The sequence below is a fragment of the Pseudomonas sp. GW704-F2 genome, assembly GCF_059423025.1.
The window spans coordinates 84866-102145 of record NZ_JBWKXO010000005.1 but is presented as its reverse complement, the minus strand read 5'-3'; the positions used below and the strand labels follow the sequence as shown (position 1 = coordinate 102145).

Sequence of the window (17280 nt, the reverse complement as noted above, 5' to 3'; positions counted from 1 at the left end):
TGTAAAATACATCAAGGTGCAACTTATTCGCGAGAAACTGGTTGCACCTTATTTGCTTTGTTGAATAGCATTCGCAGCCAAGGTGCAACCACCCGCATGGTGTGGTTCATCGGCTGACGGCTTTCCTGGGGAAACGTCAGTCATAAATGCGCGCGATGCAGCTACGTTTACTCACTGGATCAGTGGGTGGCCGTCTGACAGACCGCCGCTACATAAAAACAAAGCCAGGGCGTCACTTCTATGAGCGTTAGTAATCCAACCCTGATCACGTTCGTGATCTACATCGCAGCAATGGTGCTGATCGGCTTCATGGCCTATCGCTCCACCAACAACCTTTCCGATTACATCCTGGGCGGTCGCAGCCTCGGTAGCGTGGTGACTGCCTTGTCAGCCGGTGCTTCCGACATGAGCGGCTGGTTGTTGATGGGCCTGCCGGGCGCGATCTACATGTCCGGCCTGTCGGAAAGCTGGATCGCCGTCGGCCTGATCGTCGGTGCGTACCTCAACTGGCTGTTCGTGGCCGGTCGCCTGCGCGTGCAGACCGAGCACAACGGTGACGCCCTGACGCTGCCGGATTACTTTTCCAGCCGTTTCGAAGATAAAAGCGGCCTGCTGCGGATCATCTCCGCAGTAGTGATCCTGGTGTTCTTCACCATCTATTGCGCTTCCGGCATCGTGGCCGGTGCCCGCCTGTTCGAAAGCACCTTCGGCATGTCCTACGAGACTGCGCTGTGGGCCGGCGCGGCGGCGACGATTGCCTACACCTTTGTCGGTGGTTTCCTGGCAGTGAGCTGGACCGACACCGTACAAGCCACCCTGATGATCTTCGCGCTGATCCTGACGCCGATCATCGTGCTGCTGGCCACCGGCGGTATCGATACCACGTTCCTGGCGATCGAAGCGAAGAACCCCGACAACTTCAACATGCTGAAAAACACCAGCTTCATCGGCATCATCTCGCTGATGGGCTGGGGCCTGGGTTACTTCGGCCAGCCGCACATCCTCGCGCGCTTCATGGCGGCGGATTCGGTGAAGTCGATCGCCAAGGCGCGTCGCATCTCCATGACCTGGATGATCCTGTGCCTGGGCGGCACCGTGGCCGTGGGCTTCTTCGGCATCGCCTACTTCTCGGCGCACCCGGAAGTGGCCGGCCCCGTGACCGAGAACCACGAGCGCGTGTTTATCGAGCTGGCCAAGCTGCTGTTCAACCCATGGATTGCTGGCGTTCTGCTGTCGGCGATTCTGGCGGCGGTCATGAGCACCTTGAGCTGCCAATTGCTGGTGTGCTCCAGCGCCCTGACCGAGGACTTCTACAAGACCTTCCTGCGCAAGAACGCTTCCCAGGTTGAGCTGGTGTGGGTCGGTCGTGTCATGGTGCTGCTGGTGGCGTTGATCGCCATCGCTATGGCCGCCAACCCGAATAACCGCGTGTTGGGCCTGGTGAGCTACGCCTGGGCCGGTTTCGGCGCCGCGTTCGGCCCTGTGGTACTGATCTCGGTGATCTGGAAGCAGATGACCCGCAACGGCGCACTGGCTGGCATTCTGGTCGGCGCGATCACCGTGATCGTGTGGAAGCATTTCGAATTGCTGGGTCTGTACGAAATCATCCCAGGCTTCATCTTCGCCAGCCTGGCGATCTACATCGTCAGCAAGCTGGGCGCGCCGACTGCGGGTATGGTTGAGCGCTTTGATGCTGCCGAGAAAGACTACAACCTCAACAAATAAAGCCTCGGGCGTTATGCGCCCGATGTGTTGAAGAAAACGGCTCGCTATCTTTTGGATAGCGGGCCGTTTTTTTCCTCAACTGGTCAGTCAAAGTAAATGACGATCAGACCTATCAATCCGGCTGCGCCAATAAGCGCCGTGCCATGAAGCATGAGCTTTGTGCTGCGCGGAAAGGCTTGTACCTGCGGGAGGTCAATGACTCCCCGTCTTGCATTTAGCCTGGGTAGTGCGACGGCCACATACACTGCGCAAAGCCTCATCATCCTTTCGCGCGGTGAGTTTCCCCAGTAGCTGCTGTGGAAGGCGACTAGGCGGCACTTGTTCAAGAGCGCTTCCATGGGTTCAAGTTTTCGGTAACACAAGAAGAGCCCGATGATGGTGGTGGTGATGACTGCGGATGCAGAGCTGATGGCAATCAAGGAAGTAGCAGGGAGGTTCAAGAAGTCATCAATACTCATACAAAAGCTCTCCTACCTTCTCGCCGCTTTCCCCACCTAAGTACCCACCGGCCGCACCTCCGGCTCCTCCGGCGAATAGCATGCAAGCTAAGGATACCGGACCAGTGGTGGGGGCCAATATGGCAAAGCATAGGAGTGATCCGGCAGCGCCGCCCACCACGCCGCCTGACACACCTAACGTCAGTTTCCCAAGTTCCACATATTTTGCTCTTCTGCATTGTTCTTCCCTCCCGGTAGAACACGCCTCCTTGATCTCCAACGCCGTTGCAGTCGTACTCAACGCAATGCCCAGCGGCGTGCCCTTTTTCAGCAGTTTTGCTGTCTTCGAAACTCGCGAAATCGTTTCGCTGTACCTCTTTATCTCTCCGCTGTGCAAATAGCTCTTGGTCGAGATTCCCAGCATTTTTTTGATCGAACCTTCATTGCGTAGCCCTGTGCCATAACGCGCAAAACTACGCATTTGCGCGTCCAGTTTGGCAAACAGGGTTTGGCGTCGAGCGAGGAACTCATCTCGCGCAGCACCGCCACCCCGGCGCAGGAATTGTTTGTGCAGTGCATCAATTTCTTCGAGGGTCTTTGCAATGTTTTGCAAGTGTCGACTCCAGGCATCACCCGCCGTGCCTATCCCCAGCGAAGCGTAGCCCAGCAACTTTTTCAGCAAGTCATAGTTGTGCAGTGCAAAAGCATCCCCGCCTTCGGCCATCACGCTATGCCGAATATCCCAGGCGGCTCGCATCAAGTGTGACTCTTGCGGGGTGCAGATCGCAGTGGTTTCGTCACCGATGATCACTAACTGCCCTGGCAGTACGACAACATTGCGAATGTGGGTATTGAGGGTCTCGAACTTGGCTTCGGCATATGGGTTCAAGCGCAAACTTGCCTTGAGCTCCACCGAGGTTTGTTGGCGGTCATTGATGAAGGCATAGGGCTGAGGCATTAGCGACTCCCCAACCATGGTGATCGGTTCGAAGGGCGGTCATTGCTTGCCATGGAAACAGTCCTTTTTGAATGAGCATGGCTGCGCAATTTAAAGAGCGGTTCGAGCGGTGTCGTGGTTTTGGCGGGGGATTTTTCGGTGGTTTTTTGCTTTTGGGAAAAGGGCTACTGAGTTGAGCCAGGTTTCCGACAGAGGCGTGAATTTTCACTGCCTTTACGCCGACGACCTTGCGGCACAAGGTCGCCTGCTTCACGCGCCATGCAGATGTTAGCCATGGCGCGCGGGTCGCTTATCTGGCCTCAGGCGTGCGTTGCAGCCAGCGCCTGTTGCAGATCCTCGATCAAATCTTCAATCGCCTCGATCCCCACCGACAGGCGAATCATCTCCGGCTTCACGCCGGCCTTGGCCTGTTCCTGCTCGTTCATCTGGCGATGGGTGGTGGACGCCGGGTGGCAGGCCAGGGATTTGGCGTCGCCGATGTTCACCAGGCGTTTGAAGATTTGCAGGGCGTCGTAGAAGCGTACACCGGCTTCGTAACCGCCCTTCAGACCAAACGACAGGATCGCCGACGGTTTGCCCTGCATGTATTTCTGCGCGAGTGCGTGGTGCGGATGATCGGGCAGCCCGGCGTAGCTGACCCATTCGACTTCGGCGTGATCTTGCAGGAACTGCGCGACCTTCAAGGCATTCTCGGTGTGGCGTTCCATGCGCAGGGCCAGGGTTTCCAGGCCTTGCAGCAGCAGGAAGGCGTTCATCGGCGCCAGCGCTGCGCCGGTGTTGCGCAGCGGTACGGTGCGGGCGCGGGCGATGAAGGCGGCGGGGCCGAATTTTTCGGTGTAGACCACGCCGTGGTAAGCCGGTTCGGGCTGGTTGAGGCCGGGGAATTTTTCCGCGTATTTCGCCCACGGGAACGTGCCGCTGTCGACAATCACACCGCCCAGGGAGTTGCCATGGCCGCCGACGTATTTGGTCACCGAATGCACCACGATATCGGCACCGAACTGGATCGGTTTGCACAGGATCGGCGTGGCCACGGTGTTGTCCACCATCAGCGGTACGCCACGGGCGTGGGCCACGTCGGCGAGGGCTTGCAGGTCGATGATGTTGCCCGCCGGGTTGCCGATGCTCTCGCAGTAGACCAGTTTGGTGTTGTCGTCGATCAGTTCGGCGATGGCGGCGGCGGAATCGTCGCGGGCGAAGCGCACATCGACGCCAAAGCTCGGCAGCAGGTGGGCGAACAGGGTGTAGGTGCCGCCATAGAGCTGCGGCGTGGTGACGATGTTGTCACCGGCGCGGGTCAGGGTCTGGATCGCATAGTGGATCGCTGCGCTGCCGGCGGACACGGCCAGCGCGGCGATACCGCCTTCGAGCGCGGCCATGCGTTGCTCCAGCACATCGTTGGTCGGGTTCATGATCCGCGTGTAGATATTGCCGGGTACGTCCAGGTTGAACAGGTCGGCACCGTGCTGGGCGTTATCGAATTCGAAGGCGACGTTCTGGTAGATCGGCACCGCGACGGCTTTGGTGGTCGGGTCGGACTTGAAGCCGTGGTGCAGGGCGATGGTGGCGTCTTTCATGGTTATTGTTGACCTCCTTGGTTTTTAAGGGCGCCCCCGGGCAGGGTGGGAGCTGGCTTGGCTGCGATGGCATCATCGCGGAGTGCAGGTAATACCGCGTCGCTTGTGTCGCGGGCAAGCCCGCACATGCTGTAAGGATTAGATTGTTTTCACAAGGACGCCTGTCTTTGCGGCATAAGCACCGCCCGGCATGCGGCCCTGCACCTTTGCCCGTGTAGCAGGTAAACTTCGCCCCCTGCGCAGGAGCAACCATGAATTATCGTCACGCCTTTCACGCCGGCAACCACGCCGATGTCTTCAAACACCTGACCTTGACCCGCCTCATCGCCTTGATGTCGCGCAAGGAGCAGCCGTTCGCCTACCTCGATACCCATGCCGGGATCGGTCTGTACGACCTGCAGGGCGATCAGGCCAACCGCACCGGTGAATACCTGGAAGGCATCGCCCGTCTGTGGGGCAAGAGCGATCTGCCGCCATTGACCGCCGACTACATGCGCGTGCTGCACGAGATGAACCAGGATGGCCAGTTGCGCTACTACCCCGGTTCGCCGGAACTGGCACGCCGCCTGACCCGCCCCCAGGACCGCGTGCTGCTCAATGAAAAGCACCCGGAAGACGGCGTGCTGCTCAAGGACAACATGAAGGGCGATCGTCGCGTCAAGGTTCACCTGGGCGAAGGCTGGCATGTGCCACGCGCGTTGCTGCCGGTGCCGGAAAAGCGTGCGCTGATGCTGATTGACCCGCCGTTTGAACAGCTCGACGAAATGCAGCGCTGCGCGGCGTCGCTCAAAGAGGCGGTCGGCCGCATGCGCCAGACGGTCGCAGCGATCTGGTACCCGGTGAAGGACCAGCGCATGTTGCGCCGTTTCTACCAGGACCTGGCCGGCACCGGTGCGCCGAAGCTGCTGCGCGTCGAATTGCTGGTGCATCCGTTGGACACGCCCAACACCCTGACCGGCTCGGGCCTGGCGATTGCCAACCCGCCGTGGGGCTTGGAGGAGGAATTGCGTGAGCTGCTGCCGTGGCTGTCCAAGCAACTGGGCCAGACCCAGGGCGGGTGGCAGATGGATTGGCTGATTGCTGAGTAACCGAGTCTGGCGCAACACCAATGTGGGAGGGGGCTTGCCCCCGATAACGGTGTGTCAGTCCATACATCTGTACCTGATACATTGCTATCGGGGGCAAGTCGAACCGTCGCACCGCCCCTCCCACATTTTTTTAGATCGGGCAGGTCACGCCCGTACCGCCAATCCCGCAATAGCCCTGCGGATTCTTCGCCAGGTACTGCTGGTGATACGCCTCGGCAAAGTACACCGTCGGGGCTTCGTCGATTTCCGTGGTGATGGGGCCCAGGCCAGCCTTGGTCAGCTCTTGCTGATACGCCTGCGCACTGGCCTGCGCCGCCGCCAATTGCTCCGGCGTGGTGGCATAGATCACTGAACGGTACTGGCTGCCGATGTCGTTGCCCTGGCGCATGCCCTGGGTCGGGTTGTGCAGTTCCCAGAACATCTTCAGCAAGTCTTCGTATTTCACCTTGGCCTGGTCATACACCACCAGCACCACTTCGCTATGGCCGGTCAGGCCCGAGCAGACTTCTTCGTAGGTCGGGTTCGGCGTGTAGCCGCCGGCATAACCGACCACGGTGCTGACCACGCCATCGCGCTGCCAGAATTTGCGTTCTGCGCCCCAGAAGCAGCCCAGGCCGAAGATCGCGAAGCCGACGTCGTCGAGGAACGGGCCGAGCAGCGGGTTGCCGTTGACGAAGTGCGTCTCCGGCAGCGTCATCGGGGTTTCGCGGCCAGGCAAAGCTTGTTCTGCAGTAGGAAGCACGTTTTTGTTCACCAGAATTTCCGAGCGCAAGACCATGAGCAGTCCTCTCGTCAGGTTGAGTTAACAGTAAAGAATCAGACAGCCAGTGTGCCCGAGTGTTACAGCGCTGTCAGGCGATTGGCCCGCGAGGGTAGCGTTTAAGCTTCTCGAGCAGCTCTGAACCGGGGATGGGCCGGTCGAACAGATAGCCCTGGCCGACGTCGCAACGGTGCCGACGCAGGAACGCCAACTGCTCGGCGGTCTCGATGCCTTCGGCCACGACCTTGAGCTTGAGGTTGTGGGCCATGGCGATCACGGCGGAGGTGATTTCCATGTCGTCCTGGTTGTCCGGGATTTCGTGGATAAAGCTGCGATCGATCTTGATGATGTCGATCGGGAATTTTTTCAAGTAGCTCAGCGACGAGTAACCGGTGCCGAAGTCGTCCATGGCCAGGGTCAGGCCCAGGCTTTTCAACTGGTCCAGTTGCAGACGGGTGTCCTCGGTGGCCTCCAGCAGCAGGCCTTCGGTCAACTCAAGTTCGAGCAGGTTGGCCGGCAGTTCTTCTTCCTTGAGGATCGAGGCAATCGAGGCTACCAGGTCCGGGTCGGAGAACTGTTTGGGCGACAGGTTGATCGCCACCTGCAGGTTGCCCAGGCCGGCGGCGCTCAGTTGCTTGCTCATGCGGCAGGCCTGGCGGGCGATCCATTTGCCGATGGGGATGATCAGGCCGGTTTCTTCGGCCACGCTGATGAACTGGTCGGGGCGGATCATGCCCTTTTCCGGGTGGTTCCAGCGCAGCAGCGCCTCCATGCCCAGCAAGCGGCCACTGCGCAGGCACAGCTTGGGCTGGTAGAACACGTCCAGCTCGTTCTGGGTCAGGGCGCGGCGCAGGTTGTTTTCCACGAACAGTTTGTAGCTGGCCTCGGCGTTCAACGCTTCGGTAAACACTTGTACCTGGTGTTTGCCGTTGGCTTTGGCCTTGTGCAGGGCCAAGCCGGCGTTGCGCATCAGGGTTTGCGGGTCGCGGCCATGCAGCGGCGCGCAGGCCAGGCCCACGGAGCCGGTGACGCTGATCAATTGGTTGTCGACGAACATCGGCTTGTCGAGGGTCGCCAGCAGTTGGCTGGCAACGAGCTGGCCGCTCTCCAGGTCGGTGTCGTCGAGCAATACCGCAAATTCGTTACTGGCAAAGCGCGCCAGGCTGCCGCCGGCGCTGAGGCTGTTGCGCAGGCGCCGGGCCAGGCTGATCAGCAGCTTGTCGCCGGTCTGGTGGCCGAGGCTGTCGTTGATCCGCTTGAAGTTGTCGATGTCCACCAGCAACAGGCAGATCGGGCTGTCGCTGTCGCGGGCAAAGCGTTCGTCGAGGTTGCGGATAAACGCCGGACGGTTGCCCAGGTTGGTCAGGTTGTCGGTATAGGCCAGGCGCTCGATGCGCTGCTGGGCCAGCTTGGTCTGGGTGATGTCTTCGTAGATGCCGATATAGTGGGTCAGCTCGCGATTGTCGCCATAGACCTTGGAGATCGACAGCTGGCCCCAATAGGGTTCCAGGTTCTTGCGTCGGCTCTTGAACTCGCCCTGCCAGCTGTTGCTCTTGGCCAGGCTCGACGGTGCGTCGAACAGCAATTCGCTGAGGTTTTCCAGCGCGGGCAATTGCGCCAGGCGATGGCCGTGGACCTCTTCGGTACTGTACTGGGTGATCGCGGTAAAACTGGGGTTGACGTACTCCACCACGCCATCGCAATTGACCAGCAGGAAGGCGTTGGCGCTTTGTTCCACCGCGCGCTGAAACAGGTGCAGGGCGCTGGTGGCGGTACGACGGTTGTGATTGTTGATCACTTGCGCGAACTGATCCGCCAGCTCGCCGGCAAAGGCGATCTCGTCGGACTGCCAGGCGCGCGTGCAGCCGTTTTGTTCCAGGCACAACACGCCAACGACCTGGCCATCGACACGGATACTCGCGTCGAGCATCGCATGCACGTCGTTGGCCTGCAGCGATTCGGCCATTTCGCGGGTGCGTGGGTCGCGCATGACGTTGGTAGCATCGATCGCCCGGCTGGTCTGCAGGGCTTCGAGGTAGTCTGGAAAGCCACTGGCATCAATCGGTTCGGGCAAGTGGTGGCGCTGATCGGCGCGCTGGTACGCCGAGATCGGTACCAGGCGCTGGCCTTCGAGGTTCCAGATGCTGGCGCAATCGATCTGGTAGATATCGCAGGCGCTGCGGGTGATCAGCTCGGCGGCTTCCTGCAGCGAATTATTCGTGGTGTAGCGCTGGCGTGCGAGCAGCAGGATCAGCTCTTGCTGCGCGCGTACCCGTTCCAGGTGCAGCAACTGTTCCTGTTGCGCGCGCTGGTTGAGTTCCAGGGCGATCTGCAGGCGGCTGTTCTGGTTTTCCAGGTCTGCTGTCGGCGCCGTCGACGGGATCTCGCTGAACAGGCCGTCGACCACCATCAGGTAGCCCCGCAGCAGGTGGCGATTGTGTTGTTTGTAGGCTTCGCCCAGTTCCAGCAAGCTTAGAGGGCCGTCGTTGGTGTGCAGGGTGTAGCGCACCAGGTAATGAGGGCTTTCGGCCAGTTGCTGCTGGATGGCATCGTGCAGTTGATAGCGCGCCTGCGGCTCCATCAGGCTGGCGTAGGGCGAGCCGATCAAAGCGCACAGTTCAACCGCCGGCAGGCCGAATTGGCGCTCGCAATTGGGGTCGAGGTAAAGCAGGGCCCAGCTTGCCTCATTCAGCCGCTCGAAACGCAGCATACCGAGGCGCGAAGGCACCGGTAATTGCGTCACTACCTCGGCCGCCGTCCGGGCGACATCGGGTTGGCTTTTCATGGGGAAGCTCACTTGAAAAAACGCACTCGGCGCCGGGCTCACGCCCTCTTTACTGTTGCCTGCAGCAAGGTTGCATCATGCAGCCCAGGCTGACAAGAGAGGATGAAGGCTAAGTGCTATAAGGGTTATATCGGCTGCGCGGTCGATTTCTGCAATCGGGGTGATAGGTGGTGTACAACCCTGTTTTTACTGTCCAAGAAACGCGCAAAAAAAGCCCCGCCAAGTGGCGGGGTTGAGGTACGAGCGTGGCGCTCGGAAATCGATGCAATCGGGCCTCCCTCGTGCAAGGGAGGCCCGTCGCGGCTTACAGCAAGATGGTGCGGATGTCGTTCAGCAGTTGGCTCAGGCGCTGGGTGAAGCGTGCCGCCGCGGCGCCGTTGATCACGCGGTGATCGTAGGACAGCGACAGTGGCAGCATCAGCTTCGGCTGGAAGGCTTTACCGTCCCAGACCGGCTGGATGGTCGCCTTGGAAACGCCCAGGATCGCCACTTCCGGCGCATTGACGATTGGCGTGAAGCCAGTGCCGCCAATGTGGCCGAGGCTGGAGATGGTGAAGCATGCGCCCTGCATGTCGTCCGCGGTGAGCTTCTTGTCGCGGGCCTTGGCAGCCAGCGCAGCGGCTTCGGCAGCCAGTTGCAGCAGGCTCTTCTGGTCGACGTTCTTGATGACCGGTACCAGCAGGCCATCCGGGGTGTCGACGGCAAAGCCGATGTGAACGTACTTCTTGCGAATGATCGCCTTGCCGCTTGGAGCCAGCGAACTGTTGAAGTCCGGCAGCTCCTTGAGCAGGTGCGCGCAGGCCTTGAGCAACAGTGGCAGCACGGTCAGTTTCACGCCGGCCTTCTCGGCCACGGCTTTCTGCGCAACGCGGAAAGCTTCCAGGTCGGTGATGTCGGCCTGGTCGAACTGGGTCACGTGCGGGATGTTCAGCCAGCTGCGGTGCAGGCTCGACGCGCCGATTTGCATCAGGCGGGTCATCTGCACTTCTTCGGTTTCGCCGAAGCGGCTGAAGTCCACGACCGGGATCGGCGGAATGCCCGCACCACCGGTAGCATTGCCGGCAGCCGGGGCTTCCTTGGCTTTCTGCATCATGGATTTGACGTAAACCTGCACGTCTTCCTTGAGCACTCGACCGTGCGGGCCGGTGGCCGTGACGGCGTTCAGCTCGACGCCGAACTCGCGGGCCAGTTGGCGCACGGCAGGGCCGGCGTGAACCTTGGCACCGCTTCGTGCCGGTGCCGCCGCCGGGGCCGGTGCGGACTCGGCGTTTGCGGCAGGGGCTGGAGCTGGAGCCGCGGCGGCCGGTGCGGCTTCAGCCTTGGCAGCCGGCGCAGCGGCCGGTGCCGGGGCAGCAGCCGACGCAGCGCCTTGGACTTTCAGCTTGAGGATGAAGTCGCCAGTGCCGACTTCGTCTTCCAGCTTGACCGCGATGCTTTCCACCACGCCGGCAGCCGGCGAAGGGATTTCCATGGAGGCCTTGTCGGACTCCAGGGTGATCAGCGACTGGTCGGCTTCGACGGTGTCGCCGACCTTGACCAGCAGTTCGATGATCTTGGCCTTGCCCGACGAGCCGATGTCCGGGACATGAATGTCCTGGATGGTGGCTGCGGCCGGTGCGGCAGCCGGGGCCGCAGGGGCCTCGGCAGCAGCAGGTTTTTCAGCCGGCGCTGGCGCCGGTGCTGCCGCGGCAGCTGGAGCAGGGGCCGCAGCGGCGGCGCCCTCGATTTCCAGCTCCAGCAGTTCGTCGCCTTCTTTCAGGCGATCGCCCAGCTTCACTTTCAGGCTCTTGACCACGCCGGCCTTGGGAGCAGGGATTTCCATGCTCGCCTTGTCCGATTCCAGGGTCAGGATGCTCTGGTCGGCTTCGACGGTGTCGCCGACCTTCACAAACAGCTCGATTACTTCACCTTCACCGCTGCCGATGTCAGGTACGCGAATGAGTTCGCTCACAAAAAGTCTCCTCAGCAGTCCAGTGGGTTGCGTTTTTCCGGGTTGATCCCGAACTTGACGATGGCGTCAGCCACCACCTTGGGTTCGATCTCACCGCGGTCAGCCAAGGCTTCCAGGGCTGCCAACACCACGAAGTGACGGTCGACTTCGAAGAAGTGACGCAGCTTCTTGCGGCTGTCACTGCGGCCGAAACCGTCGGTGCCCAGGACTTTGAATTCCTTGGACGGGACCCACTGGCGAATTTGTTCAGCAAACAGTTTCATGTAGTCGGTGGATGCGATCACCGGACCTTTACGGCCAGTCAGGCATTCTTCGACGTAGCTCACTTCAGGCTTCTGACCTGGGTGCAGGCGGTTGTTGCGTTCTACGGCCAGGCCGTCGCGACGCAGTTCGTTGAAGCTGGTCACGCTCCACACGTCGGCGCCGACGTTGAATTCGTCACGCAGGATCTTCGCCGCTTCACGCACTTCGCGCAGGATGGTGCCGGAGCCCATCAGTTGCACGTGATGCGCTGCTTCCTTGGTGTCTTCTTCGAGCAGGTACATGCCCTTGATGATGCCTTCCTCGACACCGGCCGGCATGGCAGGTTGCTGGTAGGACTCGTTCATCACGGTGATGTAGTAGAAAACGTCCTGCTGCTCCTGGGTCATCTTCTTCATGCCGTCCTGGATGATCACCGCCAGCTCATAGCCGTAGGTTGGATCAAAGGTGCGGCAGTTCGGAATGGTGGCCGCCAGGATGTGGCTGTGACCGTCTTCGTGTTGCAGGCCTTCGCCGTTCAGCGTGGTGCGGCCGGCGGTGCCGCCGATCAGGAAGCCACGGGTACGGCTGTCGCCTGCTGCCCAGGCCAGGTCGCCGATACGCTGGAAGCCGAACATCGAGTAGAAGATGTAGAACGGCAGCATCGGCTGGTTGTGGCAGGAGTACGACGTACCGGCCGCGATGAAGGAACTCATGGCGCCCGCTTCGTTGATGCCTTCTTCGAGGATCTGGCCCTTCTTGTCTTCCTTGTAGAACATCACCTGGTCTTTATCGACTGGCTCGTAGAGCTGGCCGACGGAGGAGTAGATGCCCAACTGACGGAACATGCCTTCCATACCGAAGGTACGGGCTTCGTCCGGGATGATCGGCACGATGCGCGAACCGACTTCCTTGTCCTTGACCAACTGCGCGAGGATTCGCACGAAGGCCATGGTGGTGGAGATTTCACGGTCGCCCGAGCCGTCGAGGATGGCCTTGAGGGTATCCAGCGCCGGTGTTGGGATGTTGACGCTCTTGGCACGGCGTTGTGGCACGAAACCGCCCAGTGCGGCACGACGCTCGCTCAGGTAGCGGGCTTCGGCGCTGTTCGGCTCTGGCTTGAAGAACGGCAGGTTTTCCAGCTCTTCGTCCTTGACCGGGATGTCGAAGCGGTCGCGGAACAACTTCAGGCTGCCGACGTCGACTTTCTTGGTGTTGTGCGCAGTGTTCTTCGCTTCGCCGGCACCGGTGCCATAACCCTTGATGGTCTTGGCCAGGATGACGGTCGGTTGTTCTTTGTGGTTGACCGCTTCGTGGTACGCCGCGTAGACCTTGTACGGGTCGTGGCCGCCACGGTTGAGTTTCCAGATCTCGTCGTCGGACAGGTCGGCAACCATCGCCTTGAGTTCAGGCGTGTTGAAGAAGTGTTCACGCACGAACGCGCCGTCTTTGGCCTTGTAGTTCTGGTACTCGCCGTCGATGACTTCGTCCATGCGACGTTGCAGGATACCGTCGACGTCCTTGGCCAGCAGTGGGTCCCAGAAACGACCCCAGATGACTTTGGTCACGTTCCACTGAGCACCGCGGAACACGCCTTCGAGTTCCTGGATGATCTTGCCGTTGCCGCGAACCGGGCCGTCGAGGCGCTGCAGGTTGCAGTTGATGACGAAGATCAGGTTGTCCAGCTTCTCGCGGCCGGCCAGGGAGATGGCACCCAGGGATTCCGGCTCGTCGCACTCGCCGTCGCCCAGGAAGCACCAGACTTTCTGCTTGCCTTCGGGGATGAAACCACGGGCTTCCATGTACTTCATGAAGCGCGCCTGGTAGATCGCCTGGATCGGGCCCAGACCCATGGAAACGGTCGGGAACTGCCAGAAATCAGGCATCAGCCAAGGGTGCGGGTAGGACGACAGGCCCTGACCGTCGACTTCCTGGCGGAAGTTGTTCATCTGTTCTTCGCTGATGCGACCTTCCATGAACGCACGGGCGTAGACGCCTGGCGAGGTGTGGCCCTGGAAGTAGATCAGGTCGCCGCCGTGTTCGTCGGTCGGGGCCTGGAAGAAGTAGTTGAAGCCGATGTCATAGAGCGTTGCGCTGGAAGCGAAGCTGGAGATGTGACCGCCCAGGTCAGAATCTTTCAAGTTCGTACGCATTACCATCGCCATGGCGTTCCAACGTACCAGCGAGCGAATGCGGCGTTCCATGAACAGGTCGCCAGGCATGCGTGCTTCGTGGGTAACAGGGATGGTATTGCGATATGGCGTGGTGATGGCGTAGGGCAGTTGCGAGCCGCTGCGGGTCGCGAGTTCGCCCATACGGGTCATCAGATAGTGAGCACGGTCTTCGCCTTCTTTGTCGAGAACCGATTCCAGGGCGTCCAGCCATTCCTGGGTTTCGACGGGATCGAGGTCTTGCATGGCTTGCTCCAGGGCGGAAAGGCTACCAGAATCGGTTGCCTGAAGTTTGCGACTGGCCTTGTGGGCAGACGACATAAATTCTTGGGTGGCCGGAGGTTGCTCCGGCGTCCTGTAGTTTTACTACAAATCGTCGGCCATTTCAGCCTTTCGAATGTATATACGAGTAGTAAAACTACACAAGACTGAGCGGATTGCTCGGTCCGTTAGGTGAGCATAATCGTTATTGTTGATCTTTTGCGAAGAAGAAAAGGTAGAAATTTAATGTTACCTGCCAAAATTTATGAATTTTCAGCTATTTCTAACTTTTGTTCGACAGTCATTCATCGCGCCTGCCTCCTGCGTTCACCGCAACAAGCCCTTTACGCGCCGTTCAAGGATAGACCATGAGCCTTCCAACGCTGGCCGAGCTGCCGGCCGTTCTCTTGCCGTTCGCCATTCGGGCCGAACAGTCATTCCGTGACGCAGTGGCCGCGCTGGACGACGATCATGGCCTTTCTGAATGGACGCCGCAACGCTGGGCCGATTTCGCGCGGGTGTGCGCGGCCAGTGATTTCGTGATTGAACAGAGTGTTCGTGACCCGTTGATGTTGCTCGAACTGGTCGCCTGGGGCGAGTTGGACCGTGGCTTTGCGCCGGGCGAGCTGTGCGGGCAGATTGCCGGTGTCGTGCAACAGGCTGAAACAGAAGATGAGTTGGGCCGCGTGCTGCGCCGCCAGCGTACCCGCCAGCAAGTCCGCATCATCTGGCGCGACCTGACCCGCCAGGCGGATCTGGTGCAAACCTGTCGCGACCTCTCCGACATGGCCGACGCCAGCATCGACCAGGCCTACCAGTGGCTGTACCAGCGCCATTGCGCGCAGTTCGGCACGCCGACCGGGCGCCGCAGCGGTGAGCCGCAGCAGATGGTGATCCTCGGCATGGGCAAGCTCGGCGCGGTGGAGCTGAACCTGTCATCCGACATCGACTTGATCTTCGCCTACCCCGAAGGCGGCGAGACGGTGGGGGTGAAGCGCGCCCTGGATAACCAGGAGTTCTTCATTCGCCTGGGGCAAAAACTGATCAAGGCCCTCGACCCGATGACCGTCGACGGTTTTGTCTTCCGTGTCGACATGCGCCTGCGGCCTTACGGTTCGGCGGGCGCGCTGGTGCTCAGCTTCAATGCGTTGGAACAGTATTACCAGGACCAGGGCCGCGACTGGGAGCGCTACGCCATGATCAAGGCGCGCGTGGTAGCCGGCGATCAGGTGGCCGGTGCGCAACTGCTCGACATGCTGCGACCGTTCGTCTACCGCCGTTATTTGGACTTCTCCGCCATCGAAGCGCTGCGCACCATGAAGCAGTTGATCCAGCAGGAAGTGCGGCGCAAGGGCATGGCCGACAACATCAAGCTCGGTTCGGGCGGCATCCGCGAAGTAGAATTTATCGCCCAGGCGTTCCAACTGATCCATGGCGGGCGCGACCTCAGCCTGCAGCAACGGCCGTTGCTCAAGGTGCTGGGCACCCTGGAAGGCCAGGGCTACCTGCCGCCGGCGGTGATCGCCGAGTTGCGCGATGGCTACGAATTCCTGCGTTACACCGAGCATGCGATCCAGGCGATTGCCGACCGCCAGACCCAGATGCTGCCGGACAGCCCCGAAGACCAGGCGCGCATTGCCTTTATGCTTGGCTTCGCCGATTGGGCCGCGTTCCATGAGCGCCTGATGTACTGGCGTGGGCGGGTGGACTGGCACTTCCGCCAGGTGATCGCCGATCCGGATGAAGAAGACGGCGAAGAAAGCGAATTGGTCGTCGGTGGGGAATGGTTGCCACTGTGGGAAGAGTCCCAGGACGAAGACGCGGCCTGCCGCCAACTGGCCGAAGGTGGCTTCACTGACGCGCCCAAAGCGCTCAAAGCCTTGGCCGGCCTGCGCGGCAGCCCGCAATTGCGCGCTATGCAGCGCCTCGGTCGCGAGCGTCTGGATGCGTTTATCCCGCGTCTGCTGGCGCAGGCCGTCGAGCACGCCAACCCGGACCTGGTGCTGGAGCGCGTCTTGCCGCTGGTGGAAGCCGTCGCCCGGCGGTCCGCCTACCTGGTGTTGCTCACGGAAAACCCCGACGCCCTGCGGCGCCTGTTGACCTTGTGCGCCGCCAGCCCGTGGATCGCCGAACAGATCACCCGCTTCCCACTGTTGCTCGACGAATTGCTCAACGAAGGCCGCTTGTTCAAGCCGCCGTTGGCGCCGGAACTCGCCGCCGAACTGCGCGAACGGCTCACGCGTATCCCCGAAGACGACCTTGAGCAGCAAATGGAAGCGCTGCGGCACTTCAAGCTGGCTCACCGCTTGCGGGTGGCTGCCTCGGAAATCGCCGGCAGCCTGCCGCTGATGAAAGTCAGCGACTACCTGACCTGGCTCGCCGAAGCCATCCTCGAACAAGTGCTGGCCCTGGCCTGGCGCCAGACCGTCGCCCGCCACGGCGCGCCGCAGCGGTTGGATGGCAGCGTGTGCGATCCTGGGTTCATCATTGTCGGTTATGGGAAAGTCGGCGGCATCGAATTGGGGCATGGTTCGGACTTGGACCTGGTGTTTATCCATGACGGCGACCCGCAGGCCGAAACCGATGGCGCCAAGCCGATCGACGGCGCGCAGTTCTTCACGCGCCTGGGCCAGCGGATCATTCACTTGCTGACCACGCAGACCAACTCGGGGCAATTGTATGAAGTGGACATGCGCCTGCGGCCGTCGGGCGCATCCGGTTTGCTGGTGAGTTCCCTCGGCGCCTTCGCGCGCTATCAGGAAAACGAAGCCTGGACCTGGGAACATCAGGCGCTGATCCGCGCGCGGGTGTTGGTGGGCAGCCAGGACGTGGGCCGCGCCTTCGAGCAGGTGCGGGCCAAGGTGTTGGGCCGTGAACGCGACTTGACGAAGCTGCGCCAGGAGGTCAGCGAGATGCGCGCCAAGATGCGCGATAATCTCGGGACCCGGGCCACGGCGGCCGGTACCGGCGCGAATGCCTTCGAACCGACGGTGGCGTTCGACCTCAAGCAGGACGCCGGAGGTATCGTCGATATTGAATTTATGGTGCAATACGCCGCTTTGGCATGGTCTGCGCAACATCCATCGTTGCTGCGCTACACCGACAATATCCGCATTCTGGAGGGTCTGGAGCAGGTCGGGCTGATGCCCGCCGCCGATGCCCATTTACTGCGCGAGGTATATAAGGCCTACCGTTCCGCGGCGCACCGCCAGGCTTTGCAGAACGAAGCCGGTACGGTGGCCGGGGATCAGTTCGCCGACGAACGGCGCCAGGTGATGCGAATCTGGCAGGCGCTGGGGTTAAGCTGACACTCGATTAAATGAGCGA

General features: G+C 60.9%; 10 protein-coding genes. 3 read left to right on the top strand and 7 right to left on the bottom strand.

The genetic code is table 11. The features are described from left to right. The first annotated feature begins 240 nt into the window (after window positions 1-240). Complete coding sequence (gene putP, locus AC07W0_RS06120) at window positions 241-1725, top strand: sodium/proline symporter PutP (RefSeq protein ID WP_017849816.1); 1485 nt, start codon at window positions 241-243, stop codon at window positions 1723-1725. A gap of 83 nt (window positions 1726-1808) precedes the next feature. Here putP and AC07W0_RS06115 read toward each other — a convergent pair whose 3' ends face one another. The 3 genes from AC07W0_RS06115 to AC07W0_RS06105 all read right to left on the bottom strand — a co-directional run bounded on the left by AC07W0_RS06115 (window position 1809) and on the right by AC07W0_RS06105 (window position 4697). Continuing rightward, the gene (locus AC07W0_RS06115) at window positions 1809-2183 is read right to left on the bottom strand and encodes a hypothetical protein (protein ID WP_017849815.1); all 375 of its coding nucleotides are present in this window, start codon (window positions 2181-2183) and stop codon (window positions 1809-1811) included. Continuing rightward, a complete protein-coding gene (locus AC07W0_RS06110) occupies window positions 2173-3120 on the bottom strand; it encodes a hypothetical protein (RefSeq protein WP_102617195.1) in 948 nt (315 codons plus the stop codon). The genes AC07W0_RS06115 and AC07W0_RS06110 overlap by 11 nt, the downstream gene beginning before the upstream one ends. Before the next feature lie 299 nt (window positions 3121-3419). After that, window positions 3420-4697 carry an O-acetylhomoserine aminocarboxypropyltransferase/cysteine synthase family protein gene (locus AC07W0_RS06105; protein WP_017849813.1) on the bottom strand — a complete coding sequence of 426 codons (1278 nt, stop codon included), beginning with the start codon at window positions 4695-4697 and terminating at the stop codon, window positions 3420-3422. Between the two features lie 251 nt (window positions 4698-4948). Between AC07W0_RS06105 and AC07W0_RS06100 the strand changes: the two genes are divergently transcribed. Then, entirely contained in the window at window positions 4949-5785 is an 837-nt protein-coding gene (locus AC07W0_RS06100; protein ID WP_102617194.1) for a 23S rRNA (adenine(2030)-N(6))-methyltransferase RlmJ, read from the top strand. A 130-nt stretch (window positions 5786-5915) separates the two neighbouring features. Here the strand turns inward: AC07W0_RS06100 and msrA are convergent, their stop codons facing one another. The 4 genes from msrA to aceE form a co-directional block, all read right to left on the bottom strand. Continuing rightward, a complete protein-coding gene (gene msrA / locus AC07W0_RS06095; RefSeq protein WP_017849811.1) occupies window positions 5916-6563 on the bottom strand; it encodes a peptide-methionine (S)-S-oxide reductase MsrA in 648 nt (215 codons plus the stop codon). 73 nt (window positions 6564-6636) lie between these two features. After that, window positions 6637-9330 (bottom strand): putative bifunctional diguanylate cyclase/phosphodiesterase, encoded by a 2694-nt coding sequence (locus tag AC07W0_RS06090; protein ID WP_046490774.1) that lies wholly within the window; start codon window positions 9328-9330, stop codon window positions 6637-6639. 304 nt (window positions 9331-9634) lie between these two features. Next, complete coding sequence (gene aceF, locus AC07W0_RS06085; RefSeq protein ID WP_102617193.1) at window positions 9635-11281, bottom strand: dihydrolipoyllysine-residue acetyltransferase; 1647 nt, start codon at window positions 11279-11281, stop codon at window positions 9635-9637. 11 nt (window positions 11282-11292) lie between these two features. Next, on the bottom strand, window positions 11293-13938 hold the full coding sequence (gene aceE / locus AC07W0_RS06080; RefSeq protein WP_017849808.1) for a pyruvate dehydrogenase (acetyl-transferring), homodimeric type: 2646 nt from the start codon (window positions 13936-13938) through the stop codon (window positions 11293-11295). A 383-nt stretch (window positions 13939-14321) separates the two neighbouring features. On the opposite strand from aceE, the gene glnE reads away from it, so the two are divergent. Then, window positions 14322-17261, top strand: a complete 2940-nt coding sequence (gene glnE / locus AC07W0_RS06075; protein WP_102617192.1) for a bifunctional [glutamate--ammonia ligase]-adenylyl-L-tyrosine phosphorylase/[glutamate--ammonia-ligase] adenylyltransferase — start codon at window positions 14322-14324, stop codon at window positions 17259-17261. Window positions 17262-17280: the final 19 nt, after the last annotated feature.